Annotated in this window: 15 protein-coding genes and 5 tRNA genes; 14 read left to right on the top strand and 6 right to left on the bottom strand. The window is 64.7% G+C overall.

The genetic code is table 11. The features are described from left to right. The first annotated feature begins 226 nt into the window (after nucleotides 1–226). From CA260_RS08800 to CA260_RS08820, 5 genes are all read left to right on the top strand, one after another. Nucleotides 227–303 (top strand) — tRNA-Arg (locus CA260_RS08800). 173 nt (nucleotides 304–476) lie between these two features. Continuing rightward, nucleotides 477–553 (top strand) — tRNA-Pro (locus tag CA260_RS08805). Between the two features lie 26 nt (nucleotides 554–579). After that, nucleotides 580–656, top strand: a tRNA-Arg gene (locus CA260_RS08810). Between the two features lie 13 nt (nucleotides 657–669). Further along, nucleotides 670–746, top strand: a tRNA-His gene (locus CA260_RS08815). Between the two features lie 28 nt (nucleotides 747–774). Next, a tRNA-Lys gene (locus CA260_RS08820) sits at nucleotides 775–850 on the top strand. A gap of 221 nt (nucleotides 851–1,071) precedes the next feature. Here the strand turns inward: CA260_RS08820 and CA260_RS08825 are convergent. Together CA260_RS08825 and CA260_RS08830 are read right to left on the bottom strand one after the other, a co-directional pair. After that, a complete protein-coding gene (locus CA260_RS08825) occupies nucleotides 1,072–2,187 on the bottom strand; it encodes a DNA topoisomerase IB (protein WP_111982342.1) in 1,116 nt (371 codons plus the stop codon). A 125-nt stretch (nucleotides 2,188–2,312) separates the two neighbouring features. After that, nucleotides 2,313–3,113: an SDR family oxidoreductase gene (locus tag CA260_RS08830; RefSeq protein WP_111982343.1), complete on the bottom strand. Its 801-nt coding sequence runs from the start codon at nucleotides 3,111–3,113 to the stop codon at nucleotides 2,313–2,315. 357 nt (nucleotides 3,114–3,470) lie between these two features. Here CA260_RS08830 and CA260_RS08835 point away from each other — a divergent pair, with 357 nt between their 5' ends. The 9 genes from CA260_RS08835 to CA260_RS08875 all read left to right on the top strand — a co-directional run bounded on the left by CA260_RS08835 (nucleotide 3,471) and on the right by CA260_RS08875 (nucleotide 13,813). Next, entirely contained in the window at nucleotides 3,471–4,094 is a 624-nt protein-coding gene (locus CA260_RS08835) for an XrtA/PEP-CTERM system exopolysaccharide export protein (protein ID WP_111982344.1), read from the top strand. 57 nt (nucleotides 4,095–4,151) lie between these two features. Beyond that, nucleotides 4,152–5,675 (top strand): XrtA system polysaccharide chain length determinant, encoded by a 1,524-nt coding sequence (locus CA260_RS08840; RefSeq protein WP_111982345.1) that lies wholly within the window; start codon nucleotides 4,152–4,154, stop codon nucleotides 5,673–5,675. A 2-nt stretch (nucleotides 5,676–5,677) separates the two neighbouring features. Next, entirely contained in the window at nucleotides 5,678–6,451 is a 774-nt protein-coding gene (locus CA260_RS08845; protein ID WP_238149654.1) for a polysaccharide biosynthesis protein, read from the top strand. Between the two features lie 66 nt (nucleotides 6,452–6,517). Continuing rightward, on the top strand, nucleotides 6,518–7,861 hold the full coding sequence (locus tag CA260_RS08850; RefSeq protein ID WP_111982347.1) for an outer membrane beta-barrel protein: 1,344 nt from the start codon (nucleotides 6,518–6,520) through the stop codon (nucleotides 7,859–7,861). Next, nucleotides 7,858–8,631: a serine aminopeptidase domain-containing protein gene (locus CA260_RS08855; protein ID WP_111982348.1), complete on the top strand. Its 774-nt coding sequence runs from the start codon at nucleotides 7,858–7,860 to the stop codon at nucleotides 8,629–8,631. The genes CA260_RS08850 and CA260_RS08855 overlap by 4 nt, the downstream gene beginning before the upstream one ends. Further along, on the top strand, nucleotides 8,631–9,449 hold the full coding sequence (locus CA260_RS08860) for an alpha/beta hydrolase (RefSeq protein ID WP_111982349.1): 819 nt from the start codon (nucleotides 8,631–8,633) through the stop codon (nucleotides 9,447–9,449). The genes CA260_RS08855 and CA260_RS08860 overlap by 1 nt, the downstream gene beginning before the upstream one ends. Nucleotides 9,450–9,454: 5 nt before the next feature. Further along, nucleotides 9,455–10,459 (top strand): UDP-glucose 4-epimerase GalE, encoded by a 1,005-nt coding sequence (galE, locus tag CA260_RS08865; protein WP_238149655.1) that lies wholly within the window; start codon nucleotides 9,455–9,457, stop codon nucleotides 10,457–10,459. Continuing rightward, a complete protein-coding gene (locus CA260_RS08870; RefSeq protein ID WP_238149656.1) occupies nucleotides 10,408–12,219 on the top strand; it encodes a hypothetical protein in 1,812 nt (603 codons plus the stop codon). The genes galE and CA260_RS08870 overlap by 52 nt, the downstream gene beginning before the upstream one ends. Nucleotides 12,220–12,265: 46 nt before the next feature. Next, nucleotides 12,266–13,813 (top strand): oligosaccharide flippase family protein, encoded by a 1,548-nt coding sequence (locus CA260_RS08875; RefSeq protein WP_111982350.1) that lies wholly within the window; start codon nucleotides 12,266–12,268, stop codon nucleotides 13,811–13,813. Nucleotides 13,814–13,818: 5 nt separating this feature from the next. Here the strand turns inward: CA260_RS08875 and CA260_RS08880 are convergent, their stop codons facing one another. From CA260_RS08880 to CA260_RS08895, 4 genes are read right to left on the bottom strand one after another with little or no spacing between them, the layout of a single operon-like run. Further along, the gene (locus CA260_RS08880; protein WP_172461760.1) at nucleotides 13,819–14,571 is read right to left on the bottom strand and encodes a glycosyltransferase family 2 protein; all 753 of its coding nucleotides are present in this window, start codon (nucleotides 14,569–14,571) and stop codon (nucleotides 13,819–13,821) included. Continuing rightward, entirely contained in the window at nucleotides 14,568–15,509 is a 942-nt protein-coding gene (locus CA260_RS08885) for a methyltransferase domain-containing protein (protein ID WP_111982352.1), read from the bottom strand. The genes CA260_RS08880 and CA260_RS08885 overlap by 4 nt, the downstream gene beginning before the upstream one ends. Before the next feature lie 5 nt (nucleotides 15,510–15,514). Beyond that, nucleotides 15,515–16,756, bottom strand: a complete 1,242-nt coding sequence (locus tag CA260_RS08890) for a hypothetical protein (RefSeq protein WP_238149657.1) — start codon at nucleotides 16,754–16,756, stop codon at nucleotides 15,515–15,517. Between the two features lie 27 nt (nucleotides 16,757–16,783). Continuing rightward, complete coding sequence (locus CA260_RS08895) at nucleotides 16,784–17,416, bottom strand: polysaccharide deacetylase family protein (protein WP_111982353.1); 633 nt, start codon at nucleotides 17,414–17,416, stop codon at nucleotides 16,784–16,786. Nucleotides 17,417–17,777 lie beyond the last annotated feature (361 nt).

The raw sequence follows: 17,777 nt of genomic DNA on the forward strand, positions 1-17,777 counted from the left end.
ATCGCAGAAATATTTCCAGCGAAGGTATAGCCGAATATGAAGATGGTCGTTAAACTAGGCGGCTCGGGTGAAGCGTTTTCACCGCCGGACATGAAGATTCTTCAACGGCGATGAAAAAAATATGAAAAAAAGTATTGACGCACCCACCTCGAATCTGAATAATTCCGCTTCTCGCTTCGGCGCTTTCCACTAAAATGGTTAAGCGACAAGGCAAAGTTTAAAAAACGCGCCCGTAGCTCAGTTGGATAGAGTACCAGGCTACGAACTTGGTGGTCGGGAGTTCGAATCTCTCCGGGCGCGCCATACAAGGCAAGACGAGGTGGAAACACCACGGATTGCACCGCAAGGCAGTGAATCGCCAAGCGGACCGGACGAAGAGTTGAAGTTCGGTGTGCTTTGATACGGATTGACTAGGCTAGGCGTCACCCGTAGCATTTCAAAGCTTCAGCCCGCGGAAGCGGTTGAGGGTTCGAAATCGGGGTATAGCTCAGCCTGGTAGAGCGCCAGCTTTGGGAGCTGGATGTCGGGGGTTCGAATCCCTCTGCCCCGACCAGCAGATGCTATGCACAATGTGCACAAGCGCCTGTAGCTCAACCGGATAGAGCATCGGCCTTCTAAGCCGACGGTTGCAGGTTCGATTCCTGTCGGGCGCGCCAATTCAAGTTTATGGTGGGCGTAGCTCAGTTGGTTAGAGTACCGGATTGTGATTCCGGTTGTCGTGGGTTCGAATCCCATCGTCCACCCCAGTTTCAAGCGTTTACAATTTAGTTTTACGGGCCGTTAGCTCAGCTGGTAGAGCAGTTGACTCTTAATCAATTGGTCCTAGGTTCGAATCCTAGACGGCCCACCAATTCAAAAGGCATCCAACGGAAGTTGGGTGCCTTTTTCTTTGCGCATGAGTAGATGGCGGCGTGTTGCTTTCGCGTTCCGCAAACCTCGTTCTGCGAATCGGTTCGGTTCGAATGATTCAGACGCGATGGTGCAGGTCGTGGTCGCAGAGTGGGTGATGCGAGCCTTCGGCTGTGAACGCGGACATGGCGGATCGAACCCATTGGCCGCTACTCCGACGTATCAGTCCGCGCCCGCTTTTCTCTTCCGCGAACGTTGTCCTGTGTTTCGCCTGGCATCCGCCGCATGTGCCTTCAGTACTCGCAAGGTGAGCTTCTCGAGCGAGGCACGGTTGCGGCGGGTGAGCTGGGTGGTGGCGCGTTGCAGGGTTCCCGATTCGCAGGCTGCGAAAATCGCAGGATGGATGTAGGACTGGCGGCAGACCGTGGGCGTATGTCCGAGCTGCCTGGCCACGGCTTCGATGCTGGCCTTCATCTGCGCACGGTGGGCGCGTTGCGTGGATGCTTCGGCGAGTTCGATGCAGCCGAGTGCGGTCGTGGCGAGAACGGTGGCGCCCCACGTGCGGAAGTCCTTGGCGCTGAAGTCGGCGCCGCTGATCTCGCGCAGATAATCGTTGACCATGCCGGAATCGACGGGATGGGCGACACCGTCTTCGTCCAGGTACTGGAATACGCGCTGCCCCGGAAGCTCCTGCAAGCGATCCACCAGTCGGGCAACCACGGGGTCGTGTATGGCTGCTTCGCGCTCGATGCCGCTCTTGCCGCGAAAGCGCAGCCTCACGTTTTGGCGCGAGACTTTCACGTGGCGATTGCGCAACGTGCTGAGGCCGTAGCTGCCGTTGTCTTTCGCATAGTCTTCGTTGCCGATGCGCAGCAGGGTGGTGTCGAGCAGGCGCACGATGGCGGCGAGTATGCGTGGCGGTGACAGTTCCTTGCGCTTGAGATCGCGCGTGACCTGCCGGCGGATGCGTGGCAACGCCTGGCCGAAGGCCTGCATGCGATCGAACTTTCCGGCGTCGCGCAGTTGTCGCCAGCGAGGGTGGTAGCGGTATTGCTTACGCCCTTTGGCATCGCGCCCGGTGGCCTGCAGATGCCCGTGCGGATTGCTGCAGATCCATACCCGGGTATACGCCGGGGGAATCGCCAGGCTGCGAATGCGCTCCAGGGTGGCCGGTTCCGTCACGCGACGATCGTGTTCATCCCGATAGCTGAAACCTTTGCCTGCGCGTTGCCGGTGCAGTCCGGGTAGTTCGTCGGTGACGTAGACCAGCCCGGCGGATCGGGCTTCCTGCTTGGCGGCGGCGACCGGATCGCCGGTGTTTCGTGCATGTCGTGCCATGGCCTGCCTGGACCCCCGACGGTCGAGTCATGGGGCCACGACGGTCGTGCAAGCCACGTCATGGAAAATGCAAAGAAACGCATCACGTGGCGATCGCCGTGGCCGCGCGGCCGCCGGCGATGCGATCAGGCGTACTGCATCTTGATGGTCATCCCGCCATCCACCACGAACTGTTGACCGGTGACGAAGCCGGATGCGGAAGACAGCAGATAGACGGCCAGGGCGCCGATGTCCTCCGGCGTGCCGACGCGGCCGGCAGGATGCTGCGCATGGTCGCGACGGCTGAGCCTGGGCGCGGCGCGTTGATCGGGTTTGCGCCAGGCATCGGTGGCGATCCAGCCGGGGAGGATGGCGTTGACGCGGACGTCCGGTCCCGCGCTGACCGCCAATGCATGCGTGAAGGCGACCAGTCCGCCCTTGCTGGCGGCATAGGCTTCGGTGTCGGGTTCCGATTGCAGGGCGCGGGTGGAGGCGATGTTCACGATGGCGCCGCGATGTTTCTGCAGCTCGGGCAGGGCGTGCTTGCTGCAGAGGAACGCGCCGGTGAGGTTTGTGGCGATGTAGCGGTTCCAGTCGGCCAGCGATAGATCCGTCAAATGCGCGGCGTGTGGATCGGCGATGCCCGCGTTGTTGACGAGGCCATCGATGCGGCCGAAGCGTTTTCGCGCGGTGTCGATCCAGCGTCGGACGCTGGCCTCGCGCGCGACATCGAGCCGCATGAAATGCGCGCGTGCACCCACCTGCCATTCATCGAGGCACGCCTTGCCGGCTTCCGCATCGAGGTCACCGATGCAGACGCGACCGCCCGCACCGAGTACGGCTTGCGCGATGCCGCGGCCAATGCCTTGCGCGCCGCCGGTGATGAGGACCGTGCGGTCCTTGAGCGGGCTTGGATCGTAAGCGGTGATGGTGGGTGCTTTGGGCATGCGGAGTCCTGCTGCGCGTCGACCTGCGCGTCCAATGATGATGCCGGATCAACCGGAAGCGGGATGTCCGGGCTTCGTCGAGCCTGCCTGTGTCTGCCTCTGGGTGATTTCATCGGCCAAACGGCCTAAACCCGGTGCTGCCTTGTGGCGGATGGATTCACGGCGACGGAGGTCATGGATGTCGTCTTCCAGTATCGCCGACGGTTCCATGGTTGGTGCATCGAAATGCGCGACGTGTTTTTGCGGTAATCCATGTGCGTCAAGGCATAGAACGAATGGCTTTGTCAAGTTTTCCTGGGGCGTGGATATACTCGCAAGTGACGCAGTTCACATTTTGTATGCGCAGGGGGCCCCGCCATGAAATGTCTACGCTTGTTGCTCGTGCTGTGTACCGCCGCCATGTTGGCCGCCTGTGCGACCGGACGCGGTTCCACTGAAGCGCCCAAGATCGATCCTCAGGCGCAGGCGGTGGGAACCTACCGGATCGGTGTCGATGACCAGCTGCAGATCACGGTGTGGCAGAACCCCGATCTCAGTGTCAGCGTTCCGGTACGGCCGGACGGCAAGATCACGGTGCCGCTGATCGGCGACGTGATGGCCGGTGGCAAGACGCCCGAGGAAGTGTCGGCCGAGATCAAGGACAAGCTGCAGTCCTATGTGCGCGACCCGCAGGTGGCGGTGATCCTCACCGCGCTGCGCAGCCATGAATATCTCTCGCGCGTGCGCGTGACGGGTGCCGTGCGCACCCCGGTTTCGCTGCCTTACCGCCAGGGCATGACGGTGCTCGATGCCGTGCTGGCGGCGGGCGGAACGACCGAGTTCGCCGCGCCCGATCGCACCGAGCTGTTCCGCGAAGGCTCCAATGGAGTGACGACGCCGTACGCCATACGCCTGGACAAGGTGCTGCAGCAAGGCGACCTCGCCACCAATTATCCGGTGCAGCCGGGGGATGTGGTCACGGTGCCGATGCGAGCGTTCTGACGCCGCGCCAGGGGAAGGAAATAGGGAGGTGCAGCCATGAGTGGAGAACTCAGGCCCATGACGAGCCTCGTGCCGTCATTGTTGAACGAGGCGCGTCGCCGCCGCCTGGCGCTTGGCGTGGGTTTCGCGCTGATCGCCTTGATCGCCCTGGCCGTGGGTATGGCCTGGCCACGCAAGTACGTCGCTTCGACGACCATCCTTGCGCAGGAAAGCACCATCATCACGCCGTTGATGGAAGGTGCGGCCGCGCCGACGGGTAACAAGAACCGGGCGAACATGGCGCGCGATGTCATCTTCAGTCACAAGGTGATGACGAGGATTCTTGAAGTGGGCGGCTGGATGGCGACGCGTCCTTCGCCGGTGGAGCAGGACCGCATCATCGAAGGCATCAAGTCGCGCACGCTGGTGCAGATCGCCCGCGACAACCTGATCACCATCACCTACAACGACAACAATGCGCGTCGCACCTACGAGGTAACGCGCGCGTTCGCCCAGCTCTTCATCAGCGAGAGCCTGTCGTCCAAGCAGCGCGAGAGCCGCGAAGCCTACGAATTCATCAACAGCCAGGTCGAGGCCTATCGCAAGAAGCTCACCGACGCCGAGGACAAGCTGAAGGTCTATCGCGACGCGAATACCGATGCGCGTCCCGGCAGCGAAGCCGATACGGCCGCGCGCATCAGCCAGTTGCGTACGCAGATCGAATCCTCGCGGATGGACCTGATGGAGCGTCGCTCGCAGGAGGCCTCGCTGGCCGCGCAGCTCAACGGCGAATCCGAAGTGAACACGGTGCAGACCGCCGACGGTGCGTTGCGTGCGCAGCTGGGCGAGCTGCAGGCGCAGCTGAGCAAGCTGTTGCTGACCTACACCGACTCGTATCCCGATGTGGTGCGGATCCGCCACCAGATGGATGACCTCAAGCGCCAGCTTGCCGCGGCCGAGCAGCACCAGCATGCCGCGCAGATGGCCGGCACGCCGACCGCGCTGGAAAGCAGCGTGACGTTCAACCCGGCGTACCAGCAGATCAAGACGCAGCTGGCTACCACGCGTGCCGCCACGGCGGCGGCCGCGGCTCGCATGAGCGCCAGCGAGTCCATGCTTCAGTCGGAATTGCAGCGGAGCACGCGCATCGCCAATTCGGAAAACGTCACGGCCGAACTGACGCGCGACTACAACGTCAACCGCGATGTCTACCAGGATCTGCTGAAGCGTCGCGAGAACGCCCGCGTGTCGATGAACCTCGACGCCGAGCAGCGTGGACTCAACTTCCTGATCCAGAATCCCGCCGTGATGCCGCTCACGCCCTCCGGCTTGCGCTTCATGCACTTCGGCCTGGCCGGCATCGCCTTGTCCATCGCCATTCCGCTGGGGCTGCTGATCGCGCTGGTGTGGTTCGACCCGAGGGTGCGTTCGGCCTGGCAGGTCGAGCACGCCATCGGCGTGCCGGTGCTGGCAACGATCCCGTTCTATCCGACGCCCAGGGATCGCCGGCGCGACCACGTGCGGAACATGATCGTGACGCTGATCGTGCTTGGCGTGGCGGTCGTCTATCTGGTTGCCGTCTGGCTACGGCTGAAGGGATGACCATGAATATCGAAGACGACAAGATGCCGGGCATCAGTGAAGTGCTCGAGGCGGCGGCGCACAGCCTGGAAATGCGCAAGTCGTCGAGCCAGTCCATTGCCCGCATGCATGAGCATGGCGGTTCGCTGGCGCCAGTGCAGCTGGAACAGCGGCGGATGATCCACCGCGAGGAATCCGTGCGCCCGCAGGCGGACGCCTTCCGCGAGATCCGCACGCGCCTGCTCGCGATGGCTGGCCAGCAGAATTTCGTGACCCTGGTGGTGGCGGTGAGCCCGCGCTCGGGCGGCAGCTTCGTGGCGCGCAATCTCGCGGCGGCGTTCGCCTTCGACGAGGCGAAGACGAGCCTGCTGATCGATTGCAACGTGCGCTATCCGAGCCAGCACAAGGCGATGGGCATCGAGGCAACGCGCGGTGGCCTGACCGACCTGATGGATCATCCGGCGATCGGCGTGGAGTCGATCCTCTATCACACCGGCGTGCCCCACCTGCGGCTGATTCCTGCCGGCAGCGCGCGCGAAAGCGGGAGCGAGTACTTCACCTCGTTCCGCATGCGCACGGTGATCGATTCGCTGCGCTCGCGTTATGCGGATCGCTATCTGTTCCTCGACGGTCCCGCCATCAAGGGTGCGCCGGACGCGCGGATTCTCGCCGACCTCGCCGATTTCGTGGTGGTGGTCGCGGGGTATGGCAAGGACACGCCAGGGGCGATCAACCAGGCTCTCACGCATTTCGAGCCGAGCAAGCTGGCAGGAGTGGTGTTCAACCAGGTGCAGTAGGCGAGTAGGGAAGGCGCGTCGGGCCACGGCCCGGCGTCATTGGGGACCAGGGTCAGAGGACGGTACATGCCGGCTTTCAACAAGCTCGCCCGCGCCACCATGCTCGCATTCGTCGCGATGCCCGGCATGTCCTTTGCGGGGACGTTCGGTTACGCCTTGTTCGGCAGCATCGAACACAGCGACAACATCGCGCTGACCACCAGCAACCCGGCCAGCACGAACATCATCACCCCCGGGGTGAACTTCGCGTACCAGGAGCTGGGTTCCAGCTTCCAGGCCAACGTGGTGGGCACGCTGGAGTACCTCGACTACACCAACAGCCAGTACGACAGCCAGACGCGCACGACGCTCACCGGTCAGGCCAACTGGTCGATCATGCCGCAGCGCCTGGATTTCACCATCGAAGACGACGCGGGCATCCAGCCGGTGGATACGCTGGCAAGCAACGCGCCGAACAACCAGCAGCAGACCAATGTACTGGCGCTGGGACCGGTGCTGCACTTCACCTTCAACGAAGCAACGCGCGGCCAGGCGGAGGTGAAGTACTTCAACAGCTACGCCTCCAAGGTCGACGACTTCGATTCGTCCCGCGGGCTGGGCGCGTTCCGTGTGATTCGCGACGTGAGCCCGACCACGCAGGTATCGCTGAATGCGGAATCGCAGCGGGTGGATTTCAGGAACAACACCGGCGGGCCGGACTACACGCGCAACTCGCTGTACGGCCACTACGTGCGCACGCTGCGCGACTTCGACGTGGATGCGTTGCTGGGCTGGACCTACATCGACTTCAACAACGCGCCGAGTGCATCCAAGCCCATGGCGCGCGTGACGCTGGGCTGGCGGCCGAATATCGACAACAGCTTCAGCGTGATGGGCGTCTACGAGTATTCGGATGCCGCGCAGGACATGCTGCTGCAGCCCGGCCAGAAGATCGTGGACAGCATGACCAACGTGCCGGCCAACCCGCTGGACCTGATCAACGACCCGACGCGCGGCATCAACACCGGATCGATGGTGGTCGACGCACAGGTCTACCTGGACCAGAGCGTGCAGGCGACCTACAGCTACCACACCGACCGGATCACGCTCACCGTCGCGCCGCTCTATCGCAAGCTGTCCTATCTCAACGACCCGACCTTCAACCAGACCGAGCGCAACGGCGCCTTCAGCCTGGACTACAAGCTGAGGCCGACGCTGCTGCTGTCGACGTTCCTCAATGTCGACCATACCGAATACCACAGCATCGACCGCACCGATAAGGACTATCGCTTCGGCGCCGCATTGAGCCATCAGCTCACCGACAAGTGGAGCTGGCGCGTGTCCTATACGCGGCAGCTGCGCAACAGCACGGTGGCCGGCCAGAGTTACCACGAGAACGAATACATGCTGTCCGTGGTGTACCACCGATGAAAGCGCGGATCGAAGCCGACCTGCCGTTCTATTTCGGCCCGGGAAGGGAGCTGTTCGGCTTCTATCATCCCGCGCCTGCCCTGGGCGGCACGGCAGTGCTGCTGTGTCCGCCGCTGGGCGCGGAACAGATCCGCTGCCATCGCCTGTACCGGCAGCTCGCCAATGGCCTGGCGGAGAGCGGGTTTCCGGTGCTTCGCTTCGACTACTACGGCACGGGCGATTCCGCCGGCGGCAGCCGCGAGGTCGACTGGACGCGCTGCGTCGCGGACGTCGCGACGGCGGCCACCGAACTGCGTGCGCGCAGCGGTGCGCAGCGGCTGCTGGCATTCGGCGCGCGCCTGGGCGCCAACGCCGCCCTGCTCGCAACGGAAGCCGTGCTTGCCGGCGTGATCGCCTGGGATGCCATCGTCGATGGCGCGGCGTTGATCCGTGAACTCGACCGCATGCAGGACGCGCTGAAAGTCGATCTCAACCGTTTCGACCAGGCTCGTCCGGATCTGGACGTCCGTATGCAATGGCAGGGCTTTGAAACCACCGAGCGCCTGCGCGAGCAGCTCGGGCGCGTGGGCCTACCGGCGCCCGGATCGCGGATCGCCTGGCTGCTGTCCCTGGAATCCGACGAGGGCGGCCGGCAGGCGACATGGCAGGGGAGATCCGTCGAATCGATCGAGGTCACGCCGCACTGGAACGACATCGATCGCCTGGAAATGGCGATCCTGTCGCATCCGTTGATCGACGCCGTGAAACGGCGCGTGCAGGAGATGGCGTGATGCACGAGCAGGCCTTCCGCTTCGGCAGCGCTCGCCACCTCGTCGGCATCATGGGCCTGCCGCCGGTGATCGACCATGGCGTGGGCGTGATCCTGCTCAACGCGGGCATGGTCTATCGCATCGGCCCGTTCCGCCTTCATGTGGACCTGGCACGGCGGCTCAATGCATTGGGCTACCCGACGCTGCGCTTCGACCAGTCGACCATCGGCGACAGCGGCGCCGGTGGAAAGCTGCTCGCGCGGCCCGAACAGGTGGTGGCGGATGTCGGCGAAGCGATGGATCTGCTGCACCAGCAGACAGGTTGCCGGCGGTTCGTGCTCTTTGGTCTTTGCTCGGGCGCGCAGAATGCCCACTCGGTAGCGCATGCCGACCCGCGCGTGGTGGGCGCGTTCTTCCTCGATGGCTATGGCCATCGCACGCTGGGCCAGCGGTTGCGTCATTACCTGCCGCGCCTGGTGAAAGCGTCGGTGTGGAAGCAGTGGCTTACGCGCAAGCGCGCGGCATCCGGCCCACGACCACCAGAGCCCGCCTTCGTCGTCGAACCCTTGCCGGGCAAGGTCGTGGGCAGCCAGCTCGCCGACATGCTCGGGCGAGGGCTCAAGCTCGACTTCGTCTACAGCGGTGGCGTCTCCCGCTACTTCAACCACGTCCGCCAGTTCCGCGAATGCTTCGGCCGCCTGGCCGACCACGCCGGCGTCAGCGTCAGCTATTTCCAGGAAACCGATCACACCTACGTACTCAGTGGCGACCGCCAGCGACTGCTCGACCATGTCGCGCAATGGATGACGCGCCACTTTCCCGCCACTCGACCAGGGTAGTGCTTATGCGCAAGGTACTCGTCACCGGCGGCGCCGGTTACATAGGGAGTCATGTCGTGCAGCAGTTGGTGGCACGCGGCGAGTCGGTGGTGGTGATCGACAACCTCAGCACGGGCTTTCGCGAAGCCGTGCAGGATGCCGAGCTGGTAGTGGGCAATGTCGGCGACACGAGCCTGGTGTCGTCGGTGCTGCGCGGCTGCGGCATCGATGCGGTGATGCACTTCGCCGCGCATACCGTGGTGCCGGAGTCGGTCAGCGATCCGCTCAAGTATTACGGCAACAACACCTGCAACACGCGCAACCTCCTGGCTGCCTGCGCCGAGGCGGGCGTGGACAAATTCATCTTCTCTTCCACCGCCGCGGTCTATGGCCTGACCGAGCAGGGCGTGGCGGATGAGAACACGCCCACGCATCCGGTCAACCCGTACGGCACCTCCAAGCTGATGTCGGAGACCATGCTTACCGACTATTGCGCGACCGGTCGCATGCGGCACGTGATCCTGCGCTACTTCAACGTGGCGGGTTGCGATCCCAAGGGCCGTATCGGGCACTCCGCGCCTACCGCGACCTTGCTGATCAAGGCGGCCTGCGAGCACGCCGTCGGCAAGCGCGATTCCCTGGCCATCTACGGCACCGACTACGACACGCCCGACGGCACCGGCATCCGCGATTACATCCATGTCGACGACCTGGCTGCGGCGCACCTGCGCGCGCTGGACCACCTGCGTTCGGGCGGTTCGTCGCTCACGCTCAACTGCGGCTACGGCCATGGTTACAGCGTGCGCGAAGTATTGGATTCGGTGGCGCGTGTCGGCGGGCAGCCGCTGAACATCGTCGAGCTTCCGCGCCGCGAGGGCGACCTGGCGAAGCTGATTGCATGCAGTGACCGGCTCAAGCAGGTGCTCGACTGGCAACCCCAGTACGACGACCTCGATTTCATCGTGCGCACGGCACTGGTGTGGGAACGCAAGCTCGTGAACAAGCGCATGCCGCTTTCGTCGGTGGCGTGATGGGCAAGGCACGGCCACGCGCGTTTGCTGCCGGGTTCGTCCCGGGCCGGTGGCGTCGCCCGTGCCGAAGCCTGCTGGTGCTGCTTGCCTTGCTGTGCCTGGCCACCCATGCCATGGCCCTGCCGCATCGCCCGCACGCGGCGACAGCCGCAGCAAAACCGGCGAAGCATGCCGCGCCATCTGCGCCCGCCGACACCACGCCGGAGCAGCGCATCGTCGTCCACCGCAACGTGGGCAATGGCGTGGAGGTGCGTGTCTCGGTGGGCATTCCGTTCCCGCCTGGCATGCTGCGCGACGCCGGCCTCGTGCGCATCCTCGACGCCAAGGGGGAAGAAGTGCCGTCGCATGTGCAGGCGACCTTGCGCTGGTATGCCAGGGACCACAGCATCCGCGCGGTACGCGCGCAGTTCCACGCGCCGTTGCAGGACAACGAGGCCACCTATTATTTCGCCGTGGGCAAGCCGCGCACGCGCGAGGCCGATGGATGGCCATACGTGGACGAGCGGGTTGCCGATGCGCAGGGCGTCAAGGTCGCTGCGGCGCTCGCCACGCTGGAACCGTCGTGGTTGTGTGAGTCGCTCATTGCGGGGCCTCAGGTGCCTGCCTCGCAGGACGAAGCCTATGCACGCTACGTGTCGACCCAGTTCGACTGGGCGCGCAAACTGCCGGCGGACGACCACACCGCCTGGTTGTTCGACCGGCCGTCCACGCTGTTCAAGGCCTATGTGCGCACCGGTCGCTTCGATTACCTGCAGGCGGCCGACCAGAGCTATCACTTCTACATGCGCTACATGAAGCGCGAAGGGCTGCCCATCAGCCCCTTCTGCGCGGGCGGGTGGACGTACGGCAAGGAGCCGTGCGACGTGAAGTACGTCTACATCGAGCCCAGCCTGCTTGCGCTGGCGTTGACAGGCGACGACAGCGAATACGATGCGGCCCTCGTCGACAAGATGGTGACGCTGTGGCAGCACGGCGGCTGGTCGGGCACGCCCGGCCCCTATACGAGCCCGGGCGAACGTTTCACCGAACGCCTGGCGGGTCTTGGCCTGCTCGCTACCGTCAACGCGTACGAGCTGACCGGCGACCTGCGTTATCTGCGCTACACGCGCGAACGCGTGGACTGGCTGTATGACCACCAGCGCGCGAACCCGGACAAGCTCGGCGACGACGGTTCGTGGCGCAACAGCTGGAACCTGCACGAGGACGATTCCTGGCAGCCCGAGAAGGACGTGCGCGGTTCGTCTCCCTGGATGAGCGAGAACATCATCGACGGCCTGTGGCACACCTGGCTGGTCACCGGCGATCCGCGCATCCCCACCATGATCATCGCCTTCGGCCGTTACATGGAGCGCTACGGATGGATCGACGTGAAGGCGATCAAGTCCGGCCGCGACTGGCGCAATCCCTGCTCGGGTCCGCAAGGCCAGATCGCCTGGTACTGGTCTTCCTCACGGGCCAGCTTCGCCAGGCTCGCCGACATCGAAGACTCGGACGGCTGGTACAGCGATGCACACAACGTGGAATTGGTGATGCCGGTGGCCGCGGCCTACTACTTCGAAACGGACCCTGCGCAAAGCGAGGCGCTGAAACAGCGGCTCGATGCGCTGAAGTCGTCCTACAGCACCGAGTGCGCCGAGGTGAGCGGCACGACGCGTCGTTTCAACTGGAACAACCGGGGCGCCGGCGTGGCGATGTGGTTCCTGCAGCAGCCGGCGGGCAGTGGCGCGACGTCATCGATGGCCGGGCATGCCATGCCATGAAAGCGAAGGCGCGAGAGGATAACGGGATGATCAGGGGCGGTCGCACATGAGTCGTCGTTTGGCAGCACTTCGCAGCATGGCCTTGGTGTCGGCCTCCACTTATGTGGAATACGGCCTGGGCCTGCTGATCAGCGTCTGGATCGCACGCACCCTCGGGCCGGCGGATTTCGGCCGCTATGCCTTTACCGTATGGCTGTGCGGCTGGTTGATGACCTGCAGCAACCATGCGCTGACCACGTCGTCCACCAAGTTCATCGCCGAAGCGTACGGCGCAGAAACGCCCGGGGTGGCGTCGCATCTCTCGGCGCGCCTGATGCGCTACCAGTCGCTGAGTTCGGCCATCGTCATCGCACTGTTCGTCGTGGGTGTCGCCATCATCCAGCCATCCGAATGGAAGGGTCTCACCGTGCCGATCACCGCGCTCGTGTGCGTCGCGGTGGTGGCGAAGGCGAACTATGGCTTGCTGGTGGCGATTTCCAAGGGCCAGGAACATTTCGAACCGGTGTCGATCGCGACCGTGCTCTCGGGCGTGATCACGCTGGCGCTGGTGGCGGTGGCTTCGTGGTTCCATCTCGGGCTGCTCGCCTTCGTCGCGATCTTCGCCATCTCCTGCCTGACGCTGGGCTTGATCAACCGCATCGCCTATCGCCGCTACTGCCTGCCGTACGTACCGGGCGACATCCCGCAGGAAATGGCCGGCCGGCTGTCGCGGCACCTGCGCCTCACCGCGGTGCTCATCCTGATCATCGGCCTGAAGACCAACACGGTGGAGGTGTTCCTGCTCAACACATACGCCAACTCGACAGCGGTCGGCTTCTTCGCCATCGCCGGTACGCTCACGCGCGGCGCGGTGGAGCTGTTTTCGGTGGGGCTGACCACCACGCTGCTGCCCTACATGGCGCGTGCGTTCGGCCAGAGCGGCCAGTCGCAGGCCACGCGCGTGCTGTCGGAAGCCACGCGTTTCTACTGGGCCACGGGCCTCATGATCGCCGGTCTCGGCTTTGTCACCACGCCGGGCCTGGTCACGTTGATGTATGGCAATCGTTACGTCGACGCCATCCCCGCCATCGAGGTCACGCTGGTGCTCGCCGGCCTGCTGCTGATCACCAACAGCATCGCCGCCTTCCAGGTGGTGACCGACCGCCAGGGCGATCGCCTGCGCATCTCCACCAGCGCGCTGGTGATCAACGTGCTGCTCGGTTTCTCGCTCATACCCCGCTTCGGCCTGCTGGGTGCGGTGCTTTGCTATGCCGGCACGCGCCTGGCGGAACTGCTGATCTGCATTTTCTATATCCGTCGCGTCGCGAGTGCGGGCCTGCCCGTCGCGCTGATGGCACGGCTGCTGGTGGTCGGCCTGGCGGCCACGGGCGCCGGGTGGCTGGTGGCGGATGTGACGCCGGGGCACGCGGCCTTCGTCACCGGTGCCATCACCTTCGTGGCGGTGTTCGTGCCGGCCAGTTTCCTGGTGCGCTACTGGAGCGACGAGGACTTCCGCCTGATGGGCATGATCACCGACAAGCTGGGGCCGCTGGGCCGCGTGGTGATGCGCGTGCTCGGCCACCTGCAGGGGCCGCTGCCACGCGCGACTCCCTGAGCCGGTTACACCACGCGCTTCATCACGGCCTGCCACGCGTAGTGGCACATGTGCTGTGACGAGGACAGCCAGCCCAGTCGCGCCACGTCGCGGTAGATGCGCCACTGCCAGCACGCCGCGCGCCACTTGTCCGCGGAGACGGAGCCGTCCCGCACGAGGTAATAGGCGAGTGCGTGGTCGCTCGGCACGCAGGTGGCGCTGCCGGCGCGCCGCACCATCTCAAGCCAGAACACATAGTCCTCGTGACCGACGCGGCGGAACGGCGCGTCGCCCAGGCTGCGCTCGTAGATGCCGGTGAGGTTGCCGATGTGGTTGCTGCGGAGCATCTGCTCGTAGCTGACGTTGGCGGGCGGCCGCACGTGCGACAGCAACCGGCCGTCCTCGCCCACGCGATCGTAAGGGGCGTAGCACACGCGTGATCCGGTCTCCTCCATGTGCCGCATCTGCCACTCCAGCTTGGACGAGTGCCACGCGTCGTCGCTGTCGAGGAATGCAATGTGGGAACCCCGCGCCGCCGCCATGGCGGTATTGCGCGCGGCGGCCACGCCGGCGTTGACCTCGGCATGGATGACGCGGATGCGGTCGTCCGCGGCGGCGAGCGCGTCGACCAGCGCGGCCGTTCCATCCGTGGAGGCGTCGTCGACGATCAGCAGTTCCCACGAGGCATAGCTTTGCGACAACACCGAAAGCACGGCGCCGCGGATATAGGCCTGCGCGTTGTAGGCAGGCATCACGACGCTGACCAGCGCCTGGCTCATGAAGCCGCCTGCGCGCGCTTGCGCCCGATGAAATCGATCGACGTCACGCACAGCCGCTCGGCAGGGATGTGCGCGAACTGCGGGTGCACCTTCATGTTCGCCAGTTCGGCCAGCCGCTTTTCGCGCGGGCATTCGGTGTTGAGCACGATGTCGAAGCCGGCTTCGACGGCGCGATCGACGAACTCGTAGGCGCGCATGCGGTTCTGGTAGAGGAACGCGTTGTCCCACTGCCGCCACTGGCGGTCGGAATACTGCAGGTAGTTGAGCTGGTTGATGCGGCGGTCGACGTAGGCGTAGTGGTCGCCGCAGTTCACCGAATGGAACATGATGCCGCCGGGCGCGAGGATGCGCATGGCTTCGCGGTAGATGCCATCCACCACATCCGGCAGCACATGCTCGAGCACGCTGTTGGAAAACACGCAGTCCACCTGCTGCCCGGGCAGGGCGGTACGCGACGCATCGGCCGGCGCCTCATAGCGCACCACGCCATCGGTGGCGATGCCCACGTCGTCGCCTTGTCGAAGGCGTGCCGCCAGTTGCTGCTGGCGTTGACGGACGTCGTCCTCCGGCACGCCGCAGGCCTCGGCGATCAAGGCCACGTGCCGCGCCAGGTGCTGGGCACAGTCGCGTACCAGTTCGGGCTTGATGTGGCGGTTGAGGTCGACCGTGATCACCTGGCGCGCACCGCCCAGGTAGCAGGCAAACGGAAAGGTGGGATACCAGCCGCTGCCGATCTCGAACAGGCGCGCGCCGGCGATGGGACGACCGGCGGCCTGCAGGTGCCCCGCCATCAGGCGCCAGTCGTCCATCTTGATGTCGAATTCGCGCCTGAAATCGCGCAGGCCGCCGAAGCGGCGCTGCAGCAGGTAATGCGCCCGCTCGCCGCCCGGCACGTGGCCGAGCACCTTCTGCAACACGCCTTTCGCACGCCAATGCATAGCAGCTACTCCATGTCGGGAACGCCAGCGAGCGCGTCGGCCCGCTGCGCATGCGGCATCGCCGGAGATGCCCACCGGGCCGCGCCGGGCGGTGGCGGCAACTCGTAGTCGCGATAGCGCGAGGGGTTACCGTCCAGGCCGGCTTCCGCCGCCTTGATGATGTTGTAGGTCTCGCGCGCGGTGACGTAATGCAGCACGTAGCGTTCGCCGTCGTTGTAGGCGCGTTCGAGATGTGCATGCATGGCATGGGCAGGCGCGCCGAGCAGGGTATCCATGTCGCGTTCCTGGGTGCCGTGCGTGTGGATCTTCACGAAGATCCACTCCGGACGCCCTTCGACATGGATGCCGGTGCGGATCCACGCATCGACACGCTCGGGCGTCGGTGGGCAGCTGTGGCGCACGTCGGCATTCTCGATGCGGGGCATGATGCCCTTGCGGCGGCGCTTCCAGTCCAGCCCGAGGGGGCCTTGCACGATCATCAGGTCGCCGCTGGCCTCGCCACCGACCTTCACCCGCGTGCCGGTGTCGTGGGACTTGGGGCCATGCGGGTCGTCGGTCGCGTAATAGATCGCATTGATCGTGCGGGTCTGCGTTTCGCTCGGCGCGGAGGGCAGGGTGAAGTCCGCGTAGCAACCCAGTTCGCGCAGCAGGATCAGCTCGTTGTTGAGACCGCACCAGCGACCGTCCGCGCGCGAGTTGTCCAGCGACCAGTTGCCGTGGATGAAGCCGAAGCGCAGCTGTCCCGTGCGTGGATCGCGCGACAGCGCGCCATGGCGGGCGTGCAGCAGTTCATTGAAACGCGCGATGGTTGCGCGGAAGTTGTCCGGCGTGTCGTTGTCGTGGTGAAGGTGGATCTCGATTTCACCGTAGCCGTTTGCGCAAAGCTCGGCGAGCTTGTCGAGGTGCTCGGGAAGGTATTCCTCTTCCGGATAGAAGAAGGTGTGCTGGGGCGGCCGGCCATCCGCATCGCGATGCTGCGATGCCATGGCGGGATAGTCGCGATGCCAGCGATCGACGCGGCGGCGTTGCGTTTCGAGATCGACGCGGCCCCACGCGGGTTCGTAGTGGTCGACGAAGCAGAACATCACGTGGATCGGGCCCTTGACCGGCGGATGCCTGCGGCGGCGCAGGTAGCTGCCCAGCCACACCTGCATGTTGCGCGAGCGTATGGCTAGCCAGGCAACCAGGCCGAGTGCCGCGCCCATGGCGGCAACGACCAGCAGCGCGATGACGATGGGTTGGATCATGGTGGGTCCCCGGCGGCCGTCGCGTGTTCAGGCGGGCAATGCAGGAAAGGTAAAACCGTGCTGCTTCCACTCGGGCAGCATGGTTTCCAGGACGTGACGCGAGCAGTCGCTGTCGTCGTGCATCAGCATCACGTCACCGTCGCGTGGCGGCTGCTCGCGCAGCCTCGCAGTCAGTTCCTCGGGCTGTCGATGCTGGTAGTCGAGCGTGTCGTACGACCAGTACGCGAGATTGCGGCGATTGAGCGCGAATCGCAGTGCGAGGGCAGGCGAGAACGCGCCGCGCGGCGGGCGGAAGCGATGATGACGCCGGCCATCGAATCCTCGCAGCACCTTGTCGGTGCGTTGCACCTCCTGCCATTGCTCACGGTGCGAGAGAGCGTGGAACAGCGGATGCGTGTACGAATGATTGCCCAGGCTGTGGCCATCCTCGACGATGCGCCACACCAGCTCGGGGTGGCGCTCCGCTTCGCGTCCGATCAGGAAGAACGTGGCCTTGGCGCCATGGCGTCGCAACAGCTCCAGCAGCGCCGGCGTGTGTTGGGGGTTCGGTCCATCGTCGAAGGTGAGATAGAGCGCCTTGCCGGTGCGTGGCCCACGGGTGGAGACCACCGCGTCGGGAAACCATTGCAGCATGCGCATCTTCTTGGGACGAAAACTCATGGTGACGGCTCGCGCTTGGGCCCTGGGCGCGACGGATCCATTCCGGTATTCCCCTGATCCGTCTACGGACGGCGCATGCAGCAGGCCGTCCTGACATGCCCACTGTCTCCTGTTGTGGCTTCGATATCCATTGGCACATCGGCAATGCCGGCATGCGACCGACAGGCTATGACGAACGGCCGATGGGCCGGTGGCGAGGCCTCCGCTTTTGTGCAGCAGCTAGCCGTTTCGTGAAGAACCATCGCGCATGCCTTGGCAATTCGACGGATGGGCGCACCCGGGGGGTTCCGTTAGGCTGCTTTTCGACACATGCGGGTCGAGAAACGTCCCGGCATGCCGGCAGGCGTTCCGCGACATGCGG

The sequence above is a fragment of the Dyella jiangningensis genome, from assembly GCF_003264855.1.
In the GTDB taxonomy this organism is placed as follows: domain Bacteria; phylum Pseudomonadota; class Gammaproteobacteria; order Xanthomonadales; family Rhodanobacteraceae; genus Dyella; species Dyella jiangningensis_C.